At 62.0% G+C, this 15,255-nt stretch carries 11 protein-coding genes and 1 pseudogene; 7 read left to right on the top strand and 5 right to left on the bottom strand.

All coding sequences use genetic code 11. The features are described from left to right. A complete protein-coding gene (locus AC1Q7Q_RS12745; protein WP_492371665.1) occupies window positions 1–1,377 on the top strand; it encodes an LLM class flavin-dependent oxidoreductase in 1,377 nt (458 codons plus the stop codon). Further along, window positions 1,374–2,846, top strand: a complete 1,473-nt coding sequence (locus tag AC1Q7Q_RS12750; protein WP_492371664.1) for a SidA/IucD/PvdA family monooxygenase — start codon at window positions 1,374–1,376, stop codon at window positions 2,844–2,846. Before AC1Q7Q_RS12745 ends, AC1Q7Q_RS12750 begins: the two co-directional genes overlap by 4 nt. A gap of 190 nt (window positions 2,847–3,036) precedes the next feature. Here the strand turns inward: AC1Q7Q_RS12750 and AC1Q7Q_RS12755 are convergent, their stop codons facing one another. Continuing rightward, complete coding sequence (locus AC1Q7Q_RS12755) at window positions 3,037–3,405, bottom strand: hypothetical protein (RefSeq protein WP_492371663.1); 369 nt, start codon at window positions 3,403–3,405, stop codon at window positions 3,037–3,039. Window positions 3,406–3,901: 496 nt separating this feature from the next. Here AC1Q7Q_RS12755 and AC1Q7Q_RS12760 point away from each other — a divergent pair, with 496 nt between their 5' ends. Continuing rightward, window positions 3,902–7,180, top strand: coding sequence for a hybrid sensor histidine kinase/response regulator (locus tag AC1Q7Q_RS12760; RefSeq protein ID WP_492371662.1), 3,279 nt, complete (start codon window positions 3,902–3,904; stop codon window positions 7,178–7,180). A 46-nt stretch (window positions 7,181–7,226) separates the two neighbouring features. Then, window positions 7,227–7,877, top strand: coding sequence for a response regulator (locus AC1Q7Q_RS12765; protein WP_492371661.1), 651 nt, complete (start codon window positions 7,227–7,229; stop codon window positions 7,875–7,877). 278 nt (window positions 7,878–8,155) lie between these two features. On the opposite strand, the gene AC1Q7Q_RS12770 is transcribed toward AC1Q7Q_RS12765, so the two are convergent. Beyond that, window positions 8,156–8,353, bottom strand: a complete 198-nt coding sequence (locus AC1Q7Q_RS12770) for a hypothetical protein (protein WP_492371660.1) — start codon at window positions 8,351–8,353, stop codon at window positions 8,156–8,158. Window positions 8,354–9,207: 854 nt separating this feature from the next. Here AC1Q7Q_RS12770 and AC1Q7Q_RS12775 point away from each other — a divergent pair. Together AC1Q7Q_RS12775 and AC1Q7Q_RS12780 are read left to right on the top strand one after the other, a co-directional pair. Continuing rightward, window positions 9,208–9,834: a LuxR C-terminal-related transcriptional regulator gene (locus AC1Q7Q_RS12775; protein WP_492371659.1), complete on the top strand. Its 627-nt coding sequence runs from the start codon at window positions 9,208–9,210 to the stop codon at window positions 9,832–9,834. Window positions 9,835–10,028: 194 nt separating this feature from the next. Next, window positions 10,029–12,353, top strand: coding sequence for an ATP-binding protein (locus AC1Q7Q_RS12780; RefSeq protein WP_492371658.1), 2,325 nt, complete (start codon window positions 10,029–10,031; stop codon window positions 12,351–12,353). Window positions 12,354–12,549: 196 nt separating this feature from the next. Here the strand turns inward: AC1Q7Q_RS12780 and AC1Q7Q_RS12785 are convergent, their stop codons facing one another. Continuing rightward, window positions 12,550–12,840, bottom strand: coding sequence for a hypothetical protein (locus AC1Q7Q_RS12785; RefSeq protein ID WP_492371657.1), 291 nt, complete (start codon window positions 12,838–12,840; stop codon window positions 12,550–12,552). A gap of 362 nt (window positions 12,841–13,202) precedes the next feature. Here AC1Q7Q_RS12785 and AC1Q7Q_RS12790 point away from each other — a divergent pair. Beyond that, window positions 13,203–13,409 (top strand): annotated as a pseudogene (locus AC1Q7Q_RS12790) (hypothetical protein); the annotation flags it as partial. A 24-nt stretch (window positions 13,410–13,433) separates the two neighbouring features. On the opposite strand, the gene AC1Q7Q_RS12795 reads toward AC1Q7Q_RS12790, so the two are convergent. Continuing rightward, window positions 13,434–13,763, bottom strand: a complete 330-nt coding sequence (locus tag AC1Q7Q_RS12795) for a hypothetical protein (protein ID WP_492371724.1) — start codon at window positions 13,761–13,763, stop codon at window positions 13,434–13,436. A 209-nt stretch (window positions 13,764–13,972) separates the two neighbouring features. Beyond that, complete coding sequence (locus AC1Q7Q_RS12800) at window positions 13,973–15,193, bottom strand: fimbrial protein (protein WP_492371656.1); 1,221 nt, start codon at window positions 15,191–15,193, stop codon at window positions 13,973–13,975. Window positions 15,194–15,255: the final 62 nt, after the last annotated feature.

Genomic DNA, 15,255 nt, shown 5'->3' on the forward strand with positions numbered 1-15,255 from the left:
ATGGCTCAACGTAGCGGTTTCCTCAGCCTGGGCGCCTTCCTTTACCCCAGCGGCCACCATATCGCCGCCTGGCGCCATCCCGATGCCAAGGCCGACGCGGGCATCGACTTCAAGCACTACATCGCGCTCGCCCAGGCCGCCGAGGCGGCGAAGTTCGATCTGGTCTTCCTGGCCGACGGCGTAGGCACGCGCGGCGACGATGTCGAGTTCCTCAGCCGTACCGCGCACAGCTACCAGGCGCAGTTCGAGCCTATTACGCTGCTGTCCGCGCTGGCTGCGGTGACGCAGCGCATCGGCCTGGTCGGCACCGCCTCGACGAGCTTCAACGAGCCGTATCACGTGGCGCGCAAGTTCGCCTCGCTGGACCATATCTCGGGTGGGCGCGCCGGCTGGAACCTGGTCACCTCATCCAACGAGCACGAAGCGCGCAACTTCAACCGCGACCACCATTTCGCCCACGCCGAGCGCTACGAGCGCGCGGCGGAGTTCGCCGATGTGGTCACCGGGCTGTGGAACAGCTGGGAGGACGATGCCTTCCTGCGCGACAAGGCCAGTGGCCGCTACTACGAGCCCGCCAGGCGCCATGTGCTGGGCCATAAGGGGAAGCATTTCTCGGTGCAGGGGCCGCTCAACGTATCGCGCACGCCGCAGGGCCATCCGGTCGTGGTGCAGGCCGGCTCCTCCGAAGCCGGCAAGGAACTGGCCGCACGCACGGGCGAAGCCGTGTTCACGGCGCAGCAGACGGTGGAGGATGCCGTGGCGTTCTACGCTGACGTCAAAGGCCGGCTCGCCCGCTACGGGCGCGAGCCGGATGACCTGAAGATCCTGCCCGGCGTATTCCCGGTGGTGGGCCAGAGTGAAAGCGAAGCCAAAGAGAAATTCGAGCAACTGCAAGCGCTGATCGACCCGGTGGTCGGCCTGGCACTGGTGTCTGGCCTGACGGGCGGCTTCGACCTGTCAGGCTATCCGCTCGACGGCCCGATTCCCGAGTTGCCCGAGACCAATGCCAGCAAGAGCCGCCAGCGCCTGGTGATCGACCTTGCGCGGCGCGAGAACCTGACCATCCGCCAGCTTTACCAGCGCGTTGCGGGTGCGCGCGGCCACTGGCAGGTGATCGGCACGCCCGAGCAGATCGTCGACCAGCTCGAAGAGCGCTTCCGCAAATACGGCGCCGACGGCTACAACATCATGTCGCCGGTGCTGCCGGGCGGACTCACCGATTTCATCGCGCTGGTGCTGCCTGAGCTGCGCCGCCGCGGCCTGTTCCGCGCGGAGTACGACGGCCGCACGCTGCGCGAGCACCTTGGGCTCAAGCGCCCCGCGCATCCAGCCGCTTCCTCCAGGCCCGCCGCCTCAACCCTTGCCGCTGCAGCATGACGACAACTTCTTCCTTCCCCGGCTCCGATCCCGATTTCCTCGCGCGCGAAACGCTGCGCCTGCTCGGCCCCGCGCCCGACAACTGGGTGCCGGACCATGCCGGCATCGACCACAACGTGGCCATCGTTGGTGGCGGCCAGAGCGGCAGCGCCTATGCCTTCGCGCTGCGCCGCGCGGGCATCGGCCGCGTGACGGTGCTCGACGCCGCGCCAGACGGTGCGCTGGCCGGCGTCTGGCGCACGCGCGCCCGCATGCAGAAGCTGCGCACGCCCAAGAACCTGGTCGGGCCGGAGCTCGGCCTGCCGACGCTGGGCTTCCAGGCCTGGTATGAAGCGCGGCACGGCGCCGAGGCCTATGCCGCCATCGACCGCATTGCGCGCCTGGACTGGGCGGATTACCTGGACTGGTACCGCGACTTCCTCGGCGTGCCGGTGCGCTACGCCACGCGTGTGGTACGCATCGAGCCCGTAACCGGCGCCGCGCTGCAGCACTTCCGGCTGCATCTTGACGTGAATGGGCAGCCGCGCATCGAGACCGCGCGCAAGGTCATCCTGGCCAATGGCGTGGCCGGCAATGGCGCGCCGTTCGTGCCCGCTGTGTTGTCGCAGGCCGTGGCCGCCGGGCTGGCCGCGCATACGGCCGATGCCATCGACTTCGGCGCGCTGCGTGGCAAGACGGTAGCCGTGCTGGGCGCGGCGGCCTCCGCCTTCGACGCCGCCGCCGTGGCGCTGGAATCCGGCGCGGCCGCCGTGCACCTGTTCGCGCGCCGCGACCATATCGCCGCCACGCCGGTATCGCGCGTGCGCGCCTACCCCGGCCTTTACGACAATTACCACGCCCTGCCCGATGCCACGCGCTGGGAGCAAGCCATCCGCTATCGGCGCGCCGGATCCACGCCACCGGCCGACTCGGTGGAGCGGGCGCTCAAATTCCCGCAGTTCCATTTGCACCTGAGCACCTCGCTGTGCGCCGCCGAAGTGGAGTCCGGCCGCATCGTCACCGAGGTGCAAGGGCAGACCCTTCGCTTCGACTTTGCGATTGCCGGCACGGGCTACCTGGTGGATCCGTCGGCGCGGGCGGAACTGGCCGACATTGCGCCGCATATCCTGCGCTGGCGCGACCGCTACCAGCCTCCGGCCGATGCGCGCGACGACGAACTCGCCGCGTCGCCTTATCTGGGCAGCGGCCTTGAGTACCTTGAGAAAACACCGGGTGCCGCGCCGTGGCTACGCAATCTCCACATGCATAACCCAGCAGGCTTTGCCAGCGTCGGCGTGCCGCTGGGCGATGTGCCCAGCATGCGGCGCGATATTCCGGCCTCGGTCGCCCGCATCAGCCGGGATCTGCTGCTGGCCGACCTGACGCTGCACGAGCAGCGGATTCGTGGAGACGTGCCGGCGGATTTTGGCGCGGAGTTTTATGCTGGCGCGGTCTGGAAGCCCGCGGGCGCAGCGCTCGCTGCGGCTTGAGGCGGCTTGAGGCGGCTGTCAGCGCCACCGGACGACCCGCCTGGGGTGCGTGCCGCGCCAAGCGGATGCCGCGTGCGCCCATATGGCGGGTTGTAGCTTTCGAACGGCAGGTAGAGGTCGATGCGCCACTGCTTGGATAGCGGCTTGCCCGAAGCGTCGAGAACTTGAAGAGATCAAGCCAGAAATCCCATCAAGATCCAATGTACTTGTAGTACAGATCCAGTTTTTCGTTGTCTTCTGAAACTTCAATATGGAGAATAGCCTCACCGGGCCTGCCATTTTCAAAGAGTACACACTCCATTCCTAATGCCTTTTCATTGGTTTCATAGACATCAATGCATGGCCTTTTCTGCGTACGCGAATCAAAGGCCACCTCCAGTGGCGCAATGGATAGGATCACCCCCTCATCGAAGTATTCATCGATGCACTCGAATATCTCTTCGGCCACTGCGCTGGAAATGCCAAACTTGTGCCGTAGCGCCTGCGCATCTCGCAGGCCGATGGTCTCGATAAATCGCTTCGCCTCGTCATAGGCTTGCTGCCTTGTTGGCGTTCGCATGGGTCGGCTCCGTGATGGCAAGACATCGAGGCGCCAATCTAGCACGCCAAGGACTTGGCGTAAATTCTGCAGGGAGTCCCGTGGATAGGCTCCAAGATCAGCAGAGAAAGAAGGCTGCAAGCTCAGCACAGGTCCTCGCCAGCGCAGCAGTCACCACAGTCACCTTGCCGATCCGCCACGCAAGTCAGCCGGAGCCCCGCTGCCGCCATCACGATCTACCGTCAACTGGCATCGTCCGGGCCCTTCCTGCATGCCGGGATATGATCCGGGGCTATTGAGCAATCGTCGGATCTGGTGTACACATCGAGTTGCCCCACTTTCAGTGACACGTCCAGTGACGCTTATGTATTGCTCGGGGCAGAGCAGGCCATTCTCCGTCCTTTGGCGTGTGCGCGATGCCGGCCACACCGGGCTGCAGCGTGGTGCTGCCGTAGAGGTTTCCAATTTCCCCGGGTATCCATCGCAGACACGATGCCTTTCACCACCTGCCGCGCTAATGGAAAGCAGTCCGATCCGCCACCTTGCCCGCATGCAGAGGCAACTGAGTCTCGTCCTGTTCGTCGTCATTCCGTTGGCGCTGATGTTGGCCGGCACGCTTGGCTGGGGCATGTTCCGCGTTGTGGAGGATCAGGAAGAACGGATCGCCATCCATTTTTCCAGACTCACTGGCTATATCCGGGAGCAGGAGGCCTTCCTGATACGCCTGCGCACGCGAGTCCAGAGCTTGCATCCCGATGATTACACGGGCGATGTCAAGCTGCGGCGCATCGATTCGAGCGTCCATGGCGGCGTGATGCTGTTCGAGGCGCGGGTTCCGCGCACGTCGGTCATGTTCAGCATTGCCTGCAGGGGCACGGCGGACTGTCCTCCGCAAGACAGATCCGTGCTCCGGTTTGGCACATTTTTTTTCGATTACTACAGCGCGTACTGGGCAGCATCCCAACATCCTCCGGCAGATGTCTTCCTGATCGCGACGCACGCCGATACCAGTGTCGGCATGCAGGCGTTCCGCTCCAATTCGGACAACAGGTCCGAGGAGTACGGCGTGGTGTTCTCGATGGGCTCGCAGCATGCCGGCACGCACGCAGGCGGGCGCGACGTTGCATCGGAGGCTGTCAGCTGGCTCCGCGCAGATCCGGCGGCCGGGGGGGCAGGCAAGATGCTCGCCGTCCTGCCTCTTGATGCCGCGGCGGCCATACCGCGAGAGACGCAATCCGGGAACGATACGCTCTACGCTGCCGCGCTGTTGAACCTGGATAGCATTGGCAGTGTTCGGGGTTCTCTGGAAACACCCGGCTACGACGATTTCTGGCTGGAAGACAAGGCCCGCACCGCCTTTGCAGGCAAGGCGCCGATGCCCGCATCGAAGGCGGATGGCGTTAGCTTTGCCGCCGATGGACTGTACTTCCGGCTAAAGGACCCGAGCGGCTCGTGGCACGCGCTATATCGCATCAGCTATCCGACCTTCTTCCGCCATAACAAGGGCCTGCCAGTCATCCTCGCAATGCTGGTGCTATTCGGGCTGGGCGGCGGTTTGTCCTTCGTCCGCTGGCACAACCGGCGCGTGGTAGTGCCGGCGCGCCGGGCGCACGAGCGGCTGGCGGAAACCGACTCATTCATCCACGCGCTCATCGAGACCGCGCCTGTGGCGCTGTGCATTTACAACCGGGCGGACGGTACGGCGCTGTGCGGCAACCATCTGGCAAAGCAATGGCTGAACCTGGACCCGGGCCTGGATCCGGACCTGGATCCGGACCTGGATCCGGACCTGGATACGCACCAGGACCTGCAGTGCGTTCTCGACAATGCCTCCCAGGCCACGCAAGTGCTTGCTGCTACCCTGCCCGGCGCGATCGAGGAAATCCGGGGCGACGGCAGCAGGCCGCTCTCCCTGGCTTTCGCGCCGACCCGCTACCGTGGTCAAGCCGTGCTGCTGTGCGCGTTTGCCGATATCAGCGCACGCAAGGAAATCGAACGCGCCCTGGCCAAGGGAAAGCAGGACGCCGACAACGCGAGCGAGGCCAAGACCACCTTCCTGGCCTCGATGAGCCACGAAATCCGGACGCCGCTGTATGGCGTAATGGGCGCGTTGGAACTCCTGGATCTCACCGGCCTCGGCAACGCGCAGAGGCAGTATGTCCAGACGATCCGTAACTCGTCGGAAATACTGATGCAAATCATCAGCGACGTCCTGGATATCGCCAAGATCGAAGCGCGGCAGCTGTCAGTCGAGGCGGACGACTTCTGCCTGCTATCGCTGGTGGAGGCTAGCGTCAGCCGCTTTGCCGCCAGCGCCCGGCAAAAGGGCCTGCTCCTGTACGCCTGCGTTGCGCCCGATCTGCCTGAGCACCTGCGTGGCGACACCATGCGGATTCAGCAAATACTGAACCATCTCCTGAGCAACGCCATCAAATTTACCGAAACCGGTCACGTGATTCTCCGCGTCCGGCAAGATTCAGCAGAGCGCGATGGCGTGACGCTCGTGTTCCAGGTGGTGGACACGGGGGTCGGGATCGCGCGGGAACGTCAAGCGGAACTCTTCACCCCGTTCTACCGGATCGACAGCAATATGCATACGGTAAGCGGCGCCGGATTGGGCTTGTCCATCTGCATGCGCCTGGCAAGGCTGATGCATGGGGACATCCGGGTGTTCAGCGATCCTGGCCTGGGAAGCAGCGTTTCGCTGATGCTCCCCTTGTCGCACGCTGCGGTGCAGGTACCGTCGCAAGCGCCCGTGCTGACGGGGGAAGCCGTCTACGTGCGATCCCCGGGCAAGGAGTTGACCGACAATGTGTGCGCATGGCTGAAGCGCTGGGGGGCCACCACGCACACGGCAGACGATGTTCCTGTCGATGCTGCGCGGCACGTGCGTGTGCTGGACCTTCTCGTCGCCTACCCGGTGCCCGAGGGCTGGACCGGGAATTATCTGTTTGCCGGCAGCGAGCCTGCCGCGGCGGACGCGGCGTTGTCGGCGGGACGTGGCTACCTGAGTGCGCACAGCATTCAAGCGATCGGCAGCGCCATCGCCCTCGCGGTGCCGGGTATATCCGAGCCAGTTGACAGGCAGGCGGAGCCGCTCGCTGCCTGCGCACAGCTTCGGGTCCTCGTGGCCGAGGATAACGCTATCAACGGCATGATCCTGAAGGAGCAACTTGAACAAATCGGCTGCCTGGTTGTCCTGGTCTGCGATGGGGTGGATGCGCTGGCCCGATGGCACCCCGATCTGTTCGATGTCGTGATCACGGACATCAACATGCCGAGGGCAAATGGCTACGAGTTGGCCGAAGCGTTGAGACAACAAGGCTACGAGGGCCCTATTATCGGGATCACCGCCAATGCGATGCGCGAAGAGGAGCAACGCTGCATGGACGCAGGCATGACGTCCTGGCTGGTCAAGCCATTTGACCTGGGGGCGCTACGGTCTCATCTGCGCTCGCCTGCGGTCATACGGCACGCGCCGGAGGCAGTCCCGGAGTCCCCGGCCAGCCATGATGAAATCGGGATCGTGCCGCTCAGGTTCCGCGACGTATTCTCCGAGACCATGCGTGGCGATATCACGGCGCTCAATCGAGCAAGCGTGAATTCGTCCACCGGCGCTGCCCTGGATACGTTGCATCGTATCCGCGGAGCACTTGCTACCGTAAAATTGTTCAGACTCGTGAAATACTGTGAAGCCCTGGAGGAAGACATTCGCAGCGAAGGCCTTCAGCAAAAGCAGAAGGCAGGCATAACGCTGGTTGCCTCGCAGATCGAGGCCATTCTCGCTGAGTTTTGACAATCGACCAGGCGGCGGCTTCCCTTTATCCGATTTTTTGAACTCCATGAAAAAGACCAAAATCATCTTAGCGGACGATCATCCCCTGGTACTCATGGGAATACGCGAAGTCATCGAACGGGACCTGCGTTTCGTGGTGGTGGATTCCGCCTCGGGCCCCTCGGACCTGATCGCCAAGATTCCCCTTGCCCGTCCGGATATTATTGTCACCGACTTTGCCATGCCCGGTGATCCGGTCTTCGGGGATGGACTGAAGCTCATCGCATACCTGGCCAGGACGTTCCCCGGCGTCAAGCTGCTGGTGCTGACAATGCTCACCAACCCGATCATCGTATCGGCCCTTTACGATACCGGCGTGCACGGCGTGGTGTTCAAGGGCGACTCTCTCAACGACATCCTCGCCGCCCTGTTCGCGATCCGGAGTGGCCGCAGATACATTCCAGCATCCCTCCAGGGGTCTCTTCGCGAGAACTCGGGGTCGGATTCCATTGGCGAGCGAATCAAGACGCTGTCGCCGCGGGAATATGAAGTGCTTCGCCATTTCGTTGGCGGGGAATCGGTTCAGGACATCGCCAGGCAGTTCAACCGCAGTATCAAGACCGTGAGTGGCCACAAGGTGGCAGCAATGCAGAAGCTCGGTGTCACAACCGACCAGCAGCTCATTACCTTCTGCATTGCTACCGAGCTTTTTCAGTAGCGGGGCGCTATGGATGCGCCCTGCCGGGCGCACAAAAAAAAACCCAAGCTGCCCGCGAGGGTCGCTTGGGTGGGTAGAAGTCCGGGCAGAGGGGGGGGAATCCTCGCCGGAATCGGGAGTCGGCATCACCAGGGAATGTTGATGCCGACGACCTCAAGAATACTGAAGTCATCACGCCTCTTCTACCAGAATAATCTGGTTCTGCAGCAACGTGCCGGCACACAGCCAGTTCGACATTGACAGCTGCCGGGCGGCTGGCTAGCGGGGATGGTTGATCATCATCGACCAGAACGACGCAAGAATCCCCACCACTTGGCAGGTGCGCGCCGGATAACTTCCCTGGCTTCATCCGCACCGTAGAAGCCTATTTTCTTTAATTTCCCAGCCGACAATATCACAATTCCCAATTCATTATAATTTAAGTATTTTGTATACTTTATTACAATTTTATTAGCGAAAAAGAATTGTAATTCCACGATAGACAGAATCTCGATATCTGACGCGCGCAAAGAACAGCGCGCGTTCCAGATGAGGTTAAGGTCTTTGTGCACACCAGATGACCAACTCGGGAGGGATTTTTCGAATGGGGCCACACCTGACCTTGATGAGAGGCTGACTTGCACTGGCGGGCACCCGATCTCACACGCGTTGTTAAGCGTGGCGATAATCTCAATTCATTTATTTTTACCGAAAACAAGAACTGTCCTGTGTCGCTACCGGGGAATTCTGGCGAATATCTGCTGACACATGCGATCCATACCGGGGCTTTGGCGGCCAATATGCACTTTCATGTAACCAAGCCATCGGAAGGTCTTGCCCGCCCCCGATTGATCTGGGTCACGCCTTGCCGCTACCCGCAGGAGGATTGGCTTGATGTCAGGCCCTGCCGCCTTGAAGCAGGGGCGAGATATTGCTACGCCATTCCGGTCATCGCTATTTGCCGTGCCGCTGTTACGCGGCTGGAGATTTACAACCCCTTGCCATACCGATCGCCCGAAATAATCGAAGTGGCCCGCCAGGCCGGCCGCGCCAGCCTGTGTGTGCTGCTGCCAGCCGGCGGCTACGCGGCCGCCGCCACGCCAGAGATTTCCGAGACCGAATATCCGGGAGCCGTTCATCCGAGTGCAGGCCAACGTGTAGTGGATGGTCGCGGCATCCCGGATGGGCCGGCTCTACGGAGCGGGGCGCGCCGCGCCGGGCACGGTCCGCCGGGCGCCGGATCGGTTTTACACAGATTCGTTGATCGGAGGGCTTAGTTGTGCCAATCAGAGTGCTTCTTGCGGATGACCATTCCACGTCGCGGAAAAAGACGCGCCAGGTGTTAGCGCTGATGGATGAAGTCCAGATCGTTGGAGAACCCGTGGATTCCGCCGAACTGATGCAGTGGCCGGGCAGAGCCAGGGCCGATGTCCTGCTCTGCGCCTTTCATCGTCCGGGCCGGCGACATGACGACAATATCGCATTGCTGGATCTTCTGCATGGCACCTGTCCTCGCTTGAAGGTTGTGATCATCACGAAGGTATCCAGCCCCTTGGTCCTGCGAGCCATGATCGTCTCGGGTGCCCATGGTCTGCTGCTGAGGAGCGACCCGGCCAGGGAGATCGCGGGTGCCATCCGGGCCGTCGCGCGAGGGCGAATGTACATCGCGCAATCGGTGCGCAAGTTGATGGCTCACTCCCGGATGGCGGAGGAGCCGATCGACGTCTTTGCCAACGACTGCATTTCGGCACGGGAGACCGAAGTGCTGCGCCGCTATACGCGAGGCATGACCGTCGGTGAGATCGCCACGGCGCTGGGGCGCAGCGTCAAGACCGTGAGCACGCAGCGCATTGCGGGCATGAAAAAACTGGGCCTTGCGAACGACCGCGAGCTGTACGAGTACGCGTTCGCATTTCGGTTTGCCCCTGCCAACGAGGATACCGCTGCAGTGGAGACCGTCAAGTCGCTGCGTGGATAACGACACTCCGGGGTCTTGCCAGCGGCATTGCGGGGGGGATGGGGGGCTATGGCAAATCACTGCTGAAATCAAAGATTGAGAATTGTCCGATAGGAAAGAATTCCGATCGACGGCAATATTCAATCATGCATTTCCACCGACTTCGTGCTGGGCGCCGTAGCGTCAAGATATCGCCGCCGCGCGTAGCCGTTGTGATGCTATATCTCCTGGCAGCGACGTTGCTGCTGTGCGCGGGCATGGCCGCGGTGCTGTACCTGGAGTCTCAATTCGAGAGAAGTATTTCTGCCTATCGGCGCCAGATGAATGCTGCGGCGTATAACGCGCAGATTTTCCTGGGGCGACGTAGCTCGCTGCTGAGATCCTTGATCGACTCCATATCCGAAGGCAGCGGCGAGCCTGTCCAGTTGCCGACAAGCGCGGCCCATCGCATCGAAGGGATTTCGCTCGCCATCGATCGGCAAGCCGGGAAGAGCTGGACCTTGTATGTGACTGAACGGGACAGGGACGCCATCGCGCGTTCAGGCGCCCATCTGGTCTACTGGACCGCTGCCAAGTCCACTCAGGTAGGGCTGGAGAGCGACCGCCGTGGAATCCGGGAGGCTCTCTCGCCCGAGGTGACAAACATGCTGGTTGCGCGGCACGCGCAATCGGCTGACACCGGGTCGATTATCTGGGCCAGCGATCGCACGCATCACCGTCTTTACATGTTTGGCCGGGTCGATCCTGGCGAGAAAACAGCCGGCTGGCTTGGATTGGCGTTGGACAATGTCGAGCCGGGTCTTCTGCTGTCCAAGCCTGGCCTAAGCTATATGCTGCTGGACCGTCAGGATAACGTTGTTCTCGAAAGCACGGGAGATGCCGAATTAAGGCGCGATCTGGCGAGAATGACGCGCGAGGATGCGTTTATTCGATACGGAATGGGCCCAATACCCAAGTACCTAACGCTCAGCAAGGCGGTAGGCGACGACGGCTGGCGTGTTGTGTATGTCATTCGTGCGAGCGCGCTGCTGAACGCATGCATGCCGGCTATCCGGCTGGCACTGGGGGGCTTCGTTCTGCTGATCATCGGCATGGGCATCGGCATCGTGTATATCAATCGGCACCAGGTGCGGCCGGCGCAGCGGCAATTTGACAGCCTGATTGAAAGCGAAGCGTTTAGCCGATCCATTATCGAGGCGGCACCGGTGGCATTGTGTGTGCTTCGCCGCCGCGACGGCAACGTGCCACTTGCCAACGGATTGGCGCGAAGCTGGTTTGATCCCGACGTCTCGTGGCGCGAAGCCGCACTGTCCAATGACCGCCATCCGGGCACCGGCCGCGAACTGGTGCTGCATGACGGCCGCAGCGTCTATGTATCTTTCGCGTCGGCGCGCTACCAGGGCGAAGACGTGGTGATCTGCGCGTTCAGCGACATCACCGCCCACAAGGAAATGGAAGCAGCAACGCAGCTGGCCATTCAACGGGCGGAAGCCGCCAATGAGGCCAAGACCGTTTTCCTGACCACCATGAGTCATGAAATTCGTACGCCACTTTACGGCATCCTGGGAACACTTGAGCTCCTGGCCTTGAGCGGCGCGTCAGGGCAGCAGCGGGAGTACATCAAGGCCATCGAAGGGGCCTCGGCTTCACTATTGCAGGTAGTGGATAACGCGCTGGACATCTCGAGGATCGAAGCCGGGAGCCTGATGCTCGAACCGGCTGCCTTCTCGCCGCTCGACCTGACGGAAGACGTGCTTTGCTCGTACGCTGCGCGCGCGCAAGGCAAGGGCCTGCTCATCTACGCCTGTATCGATGCGGACATTCCCGGGAGCGTACTGGGCGACGCGGTTCGCGTGCGCCAGATCCTGAACAACCTGCTGAGCAACGCCATCAAGTTCACGCAGATGGGCCGGGTGGTGCTGCGCGCGCGGATGGTGGCAACCCGGCCGGAAGGCGTCGAGCTGATGTGGCAAGTGGCGGACACCGGCGTCGGCATTGCCGCGCAAAGCCAGGAGCGCATCTTCGAGTCGTATTATCAGGCAAGCGGTAGCCGGCAGCCGGCCGCCAGTTCTGGACTCGGGCTTTCGATCTGCCATCGGCTTGCCCAGTTGATGGGCGGCGCTATCCAGGTGGTAAGCGAGCCTGGGCTCGGAAGCCTCTTCTCGGCTACGCTGCCCTTCTCGTTGTCCATCGATGCACCGGATATCGAGATGCCTCAACTACGGCCTGGCGTGGTGTACGTGCGCTCGGACGTGAGGGAGGTCGCTACGCACCTGTGTGCCTGGCTACGCCGTTGGGGTGCCATCGCACAGCCTTACTCCGAAACGCGGGGTGGCTTGCATCGGGACGACATATTGATCGACGTGCGGCCATCGGCGCGCATTGAGATCCCCTGGGCGGGACTCAGGATCCTGGCGATACCGTTTGGCCCCGATCATCCGCAGAGGACCGGGGGTGGCTGGCAGGTGAACGGATACAGCCTACGGGCGATCGGCCTTGCAGTCCAGTTTGCGCAGAACGATGTTGGCCAAAGCCGCTGATCACGCCCAGGCACCCGTGGCTCGCGTTAACCTGGCATGATGTTGGCAAGGGATTGCCATCCAATCCGCCCAAGATAGGCCGCTAAAGAAGGCTGCAATGGATACACGCGAGGCCTTGGCAGACGACGAGAGTTGAGCGACCCAATCGGCTCCGGGCTTTGGACTTCATCTACGTCTGCGCTTGGCCGTCTACCCACTATCCATCGCCACCCTCCCCCTCATCGTCCTGCGCGGCCAACTCGCTCAACACCAGCGGTTCATGCGCGAGCACGGCCGCCAGCGAAAGCAGATGACTCTGCGCCTCTTCGGTGATGTTGCACAAGGAACCGCCGGCAGCGTTCTCGACCGCCACCGACAGCAGCGCGTTGAGTTGCGCGGTTTTTTCCGCGGCAAGGCTTAGCGGGCTTTCGGAAGGCGCGTGGGCCGTGAGGAAGGTGTCGCGCCCGGCGCGCTGGGCGGTGATGTTGTAGTGCGGATACCTATGCATCGGGCGCCCTCCGTTGGGAGGCGCGCAGGCGCTGGCAGAGGATGGCTGGCTTGGAGGATACGATTTGCCCGGGATGGGCGAGCGAAGACTGGGGCATGGGTGTGCCTCCTACTTAAGCGATGTCAACCCGCTCCCCGCTGTCAAATGGGGTTGACAGCCGGAAAGAAGGAACCGGTGAGCTCGAAAGCTCCCCCGCCCAGGCCCGCCCGTAGGGGCGCGCAAAGGCAAGACGAACAAAAGCCATATAGAGGCACATGTCCGCGTTCTTAGCAGGCTGTCAAACCCGGTCGCTGTGTTTGCAACGACCTGCGCAGTATAAGGGCACAAAGTACGCTCAAAACCGCCCGCTACAAAAAGTCACAGTGCTACGCCATCGGTGGGTAGAAAACACCGAATCAACGCTTTCCAAGCGACAGATCAGTTTTACGGAAGCGGAAAGCCACGGCAAGAAACGGGGGACGCGACGCCAGCGCTTCCTGACGGAGATGGAAAGCGTGGTGCCGTGGTCGCGCCAGATTGCGGCTGTCGAGCCGTACTACCCCAAGGGCAAACGTGGACGGCAGCCGATGGTTGGTGGCCATGAATTATCCACGTCACCAAATCAAGGCGTAGTACCCCAGATAGAACAGGGCAGTGCCTGCCAACAGCGAGAGCATTGTCCAAGCGAACCTCCCGGCAGTCGGCTGACGCGAGTACTTCCACCCCGCCGATGCCCAAGCCACAGCAGGGCCGACCAAAAAAAGGACGATCGCGGCTTGGCCCCGCCATGACACCGAACAATGCTTGATGTCCCAACAGCCGTGCCACTGCTCGATGAGCGGCCATGCGTATTTCTCTGCCAATTTCGCGGCTAGTAGAGCCGACTGCCTCATCGCTACCAGCGCCATGGCGAAAAAAGCCACACACCAAGCGAGGCGCGTCATGCGACTTCCCACAGCAGGATCTTTTTCGATTTTCCTAAATCCGAGTACCACGCCGACCCAAGCCCCACGGTAAAGCGCAGGAAGTTATTGAGCCGGCCGCGGCCAGTACCGCGACGATGCGTGGACTCGGGTGAGGTAGCGCCTCGATTTCATCTGATGGCGCTCATATGGTCAGCGCAGCGTTGCCAACCTGGTTCTGGACACCATCCTCAGGGGAAAGTGAAGGTGAATTCGGCGGAGCCTCCCGCGTAGCCGGCCTTGATCTCGGCGTCGCCACCGGTGCGGATGTACTGCGCCGACAGCGGGAGCTTTGCTGTCCTGCCCGGCTTGTCGAGCGTCATCTCGTACTTCCTGGCAGCGCCCGGATCGCCATAGGCGATGCGCTCCCGGCTGCCATCCTCGCGCGTCATGATGATGCCGAACCCCTGGGCCAGGCTTTGCCCGCCCGGCGCGCTGAGCCGCAACACCGTCTTGTCTGCATTGGGCGGCGTCGCCTTGTCCCTGAAGCTGATCTTGGGCTTGGCGTTGGCCGCGCAATTGCTCAGGGCGATCTCGAAGTGCTTCGGTGGGGAAGTGTCGTTGAGCTTCTTGAACCGATCGATGGGGATACTCCCCAGATCGACCGGAATGATCTGATTGGCCACCACATCGCATTTGTTCGGAATCGGGGGCGGCGGGCCGCCACCGATGCCGACGATACCCGTGCTGTCGTAGGTAATGGACTGATGGCATCCCGGGCCCAAGGTGGGCACCTGGAACGTGCTGCCCAGGCTCACTCCCACCGACTTCAGAAAATCCGCCGCATAGATCTTCACCTGGAGACCACCCGCAACATGGGTCACCTTGATCTCGCCCGGGGGGAGCGCATTCGGGTCCTTGGTCAGCACCAGGTACTGTTTGTAGCTGGCGATGGTGGACCCGGTCTTTATCCCCAGATTGGGTTGAAACAAGACATCGATCTTCTCGACGGCAAGCGGGTCGGCCTCTTTGCGCAGGGTTCTGGCGACACCGTCCGACGATAGTGCTTCCCACTTGAAGCCGATGCCGTCAATATTCGTTGGCACAATGCCATCCGCACCGACGGGCGGCCCGAACCCCATTGCCCAGTGGGCGCCCGTGACCAGATCGTGAGCGACCACTGCCGACGTCGCACCAAAGGTGAAGGACGTCGACAACGCGAACCGCCGCTCCATCAGGATCGTGCCGATGGCCGTACTGCTGGTCAGGGGATTGGTGACCGTCCACGGCTGGATCTCCTGCGGATTGGGGTTCGTGCAGTTGATGGCCATGCGGTTTTCAAATTGTGCCTGGGCGCTGCCGCTCACCAACCCCAGCATCAGCATTAGCGCGGCAATGAACAGGCGTACCGGTTGGCGCGCCGCCCGTGCAATTCCCGACAGCCCGGCAATAGGCAGTACATTCGTATTCATGCAGCTCTCCATCTCCCCCCCCCTGTCTCGCCAGCCTTTCGAGGTGGCGTCAAAATCCATGG

The sequence above is a fragment of the Cupriavidus sp. GW823-FHT07A04 genome (assembly GCF_058794615.1).

Excerpts from the sequence above, each read along its gene's own strand:
- AC1Q7Q_RS12785 (WP_492371657.1), bottom strand. The coding sequence starts at position 12,840 with ATGCATAGGTATCCGCACTACAACATCACCGCCCAGCGCGCCGGGCGC.
- AC1Q7Q_RS12795 (WP_492371724.1), bottom strand. The coding sequence starts at position 13,763 with ATGACGCGCCTCGCTTGGTGTGTGGCTTTTTTCGCCATGGCGCTGGTA.
- AC1Q7Q_RS12745 (WP_492371665.1), top strand. The coding sequence starts at position 1 with ATGGCTCAACGTAGCGGTTTCCTCAGCCTGGGCGCCTTCCTTTACCCC.
- AC1Q7Q_RS12760 (WP_492371662.1), top strand. The coding sequence starts at position 3,902 with ATGGAAAGCAGTCCGATCCGCCACCTTGCCCGCATGCAGAGGCAACTG.
- AC1Q7Q_RS12755 (WP_492371663.1), bottom strand. The coding sequence starts at position 3,405 with ATGCGAACGCCAACAAGGCAGCAAGCCTATGACGAGGCGAAGCGATTT.
- AC1Q7Q_RS12750 (WP_492371664.1), top strand. The coding sequence starts at position 1,374 with ATGACGACAACTTCTTCCTTCCCCGGCTCCGATCCCGATTTCCTCGCG.
- AC1Q7Q_RS12775 (WP_492371659.1), top strand. The coding sequence starts at position 9,208 with ATGGATGAAGTCCAGATCGTTGGAGAACCCGTGGATTCCGCCGAACTG.
- AC1Q7Q_RS12800 (WP_492371656.1), bottom strand. The coding sequence starts at position 15,193 with ATGAATACGAATGTACTGCCTATTGCCGGGCTGTCGGGAATTGCACGG.
- AC1Q7Q_RS12765 (WP_492371661.1), top strand. The coding sequence starts at position 7,227 with ATGAAAAAGACCAAAATCATCTTAGCGGACGATCATCCCCTGGTACTC.
- AC1Q7Q_RS12780 (WP_492371658.1), top strand. The coding sequence starts at position 10,029 with ATGCTATATCTCCTGGCAGCGACGTTGCTGCTGTGCGCGGGCATGGCC.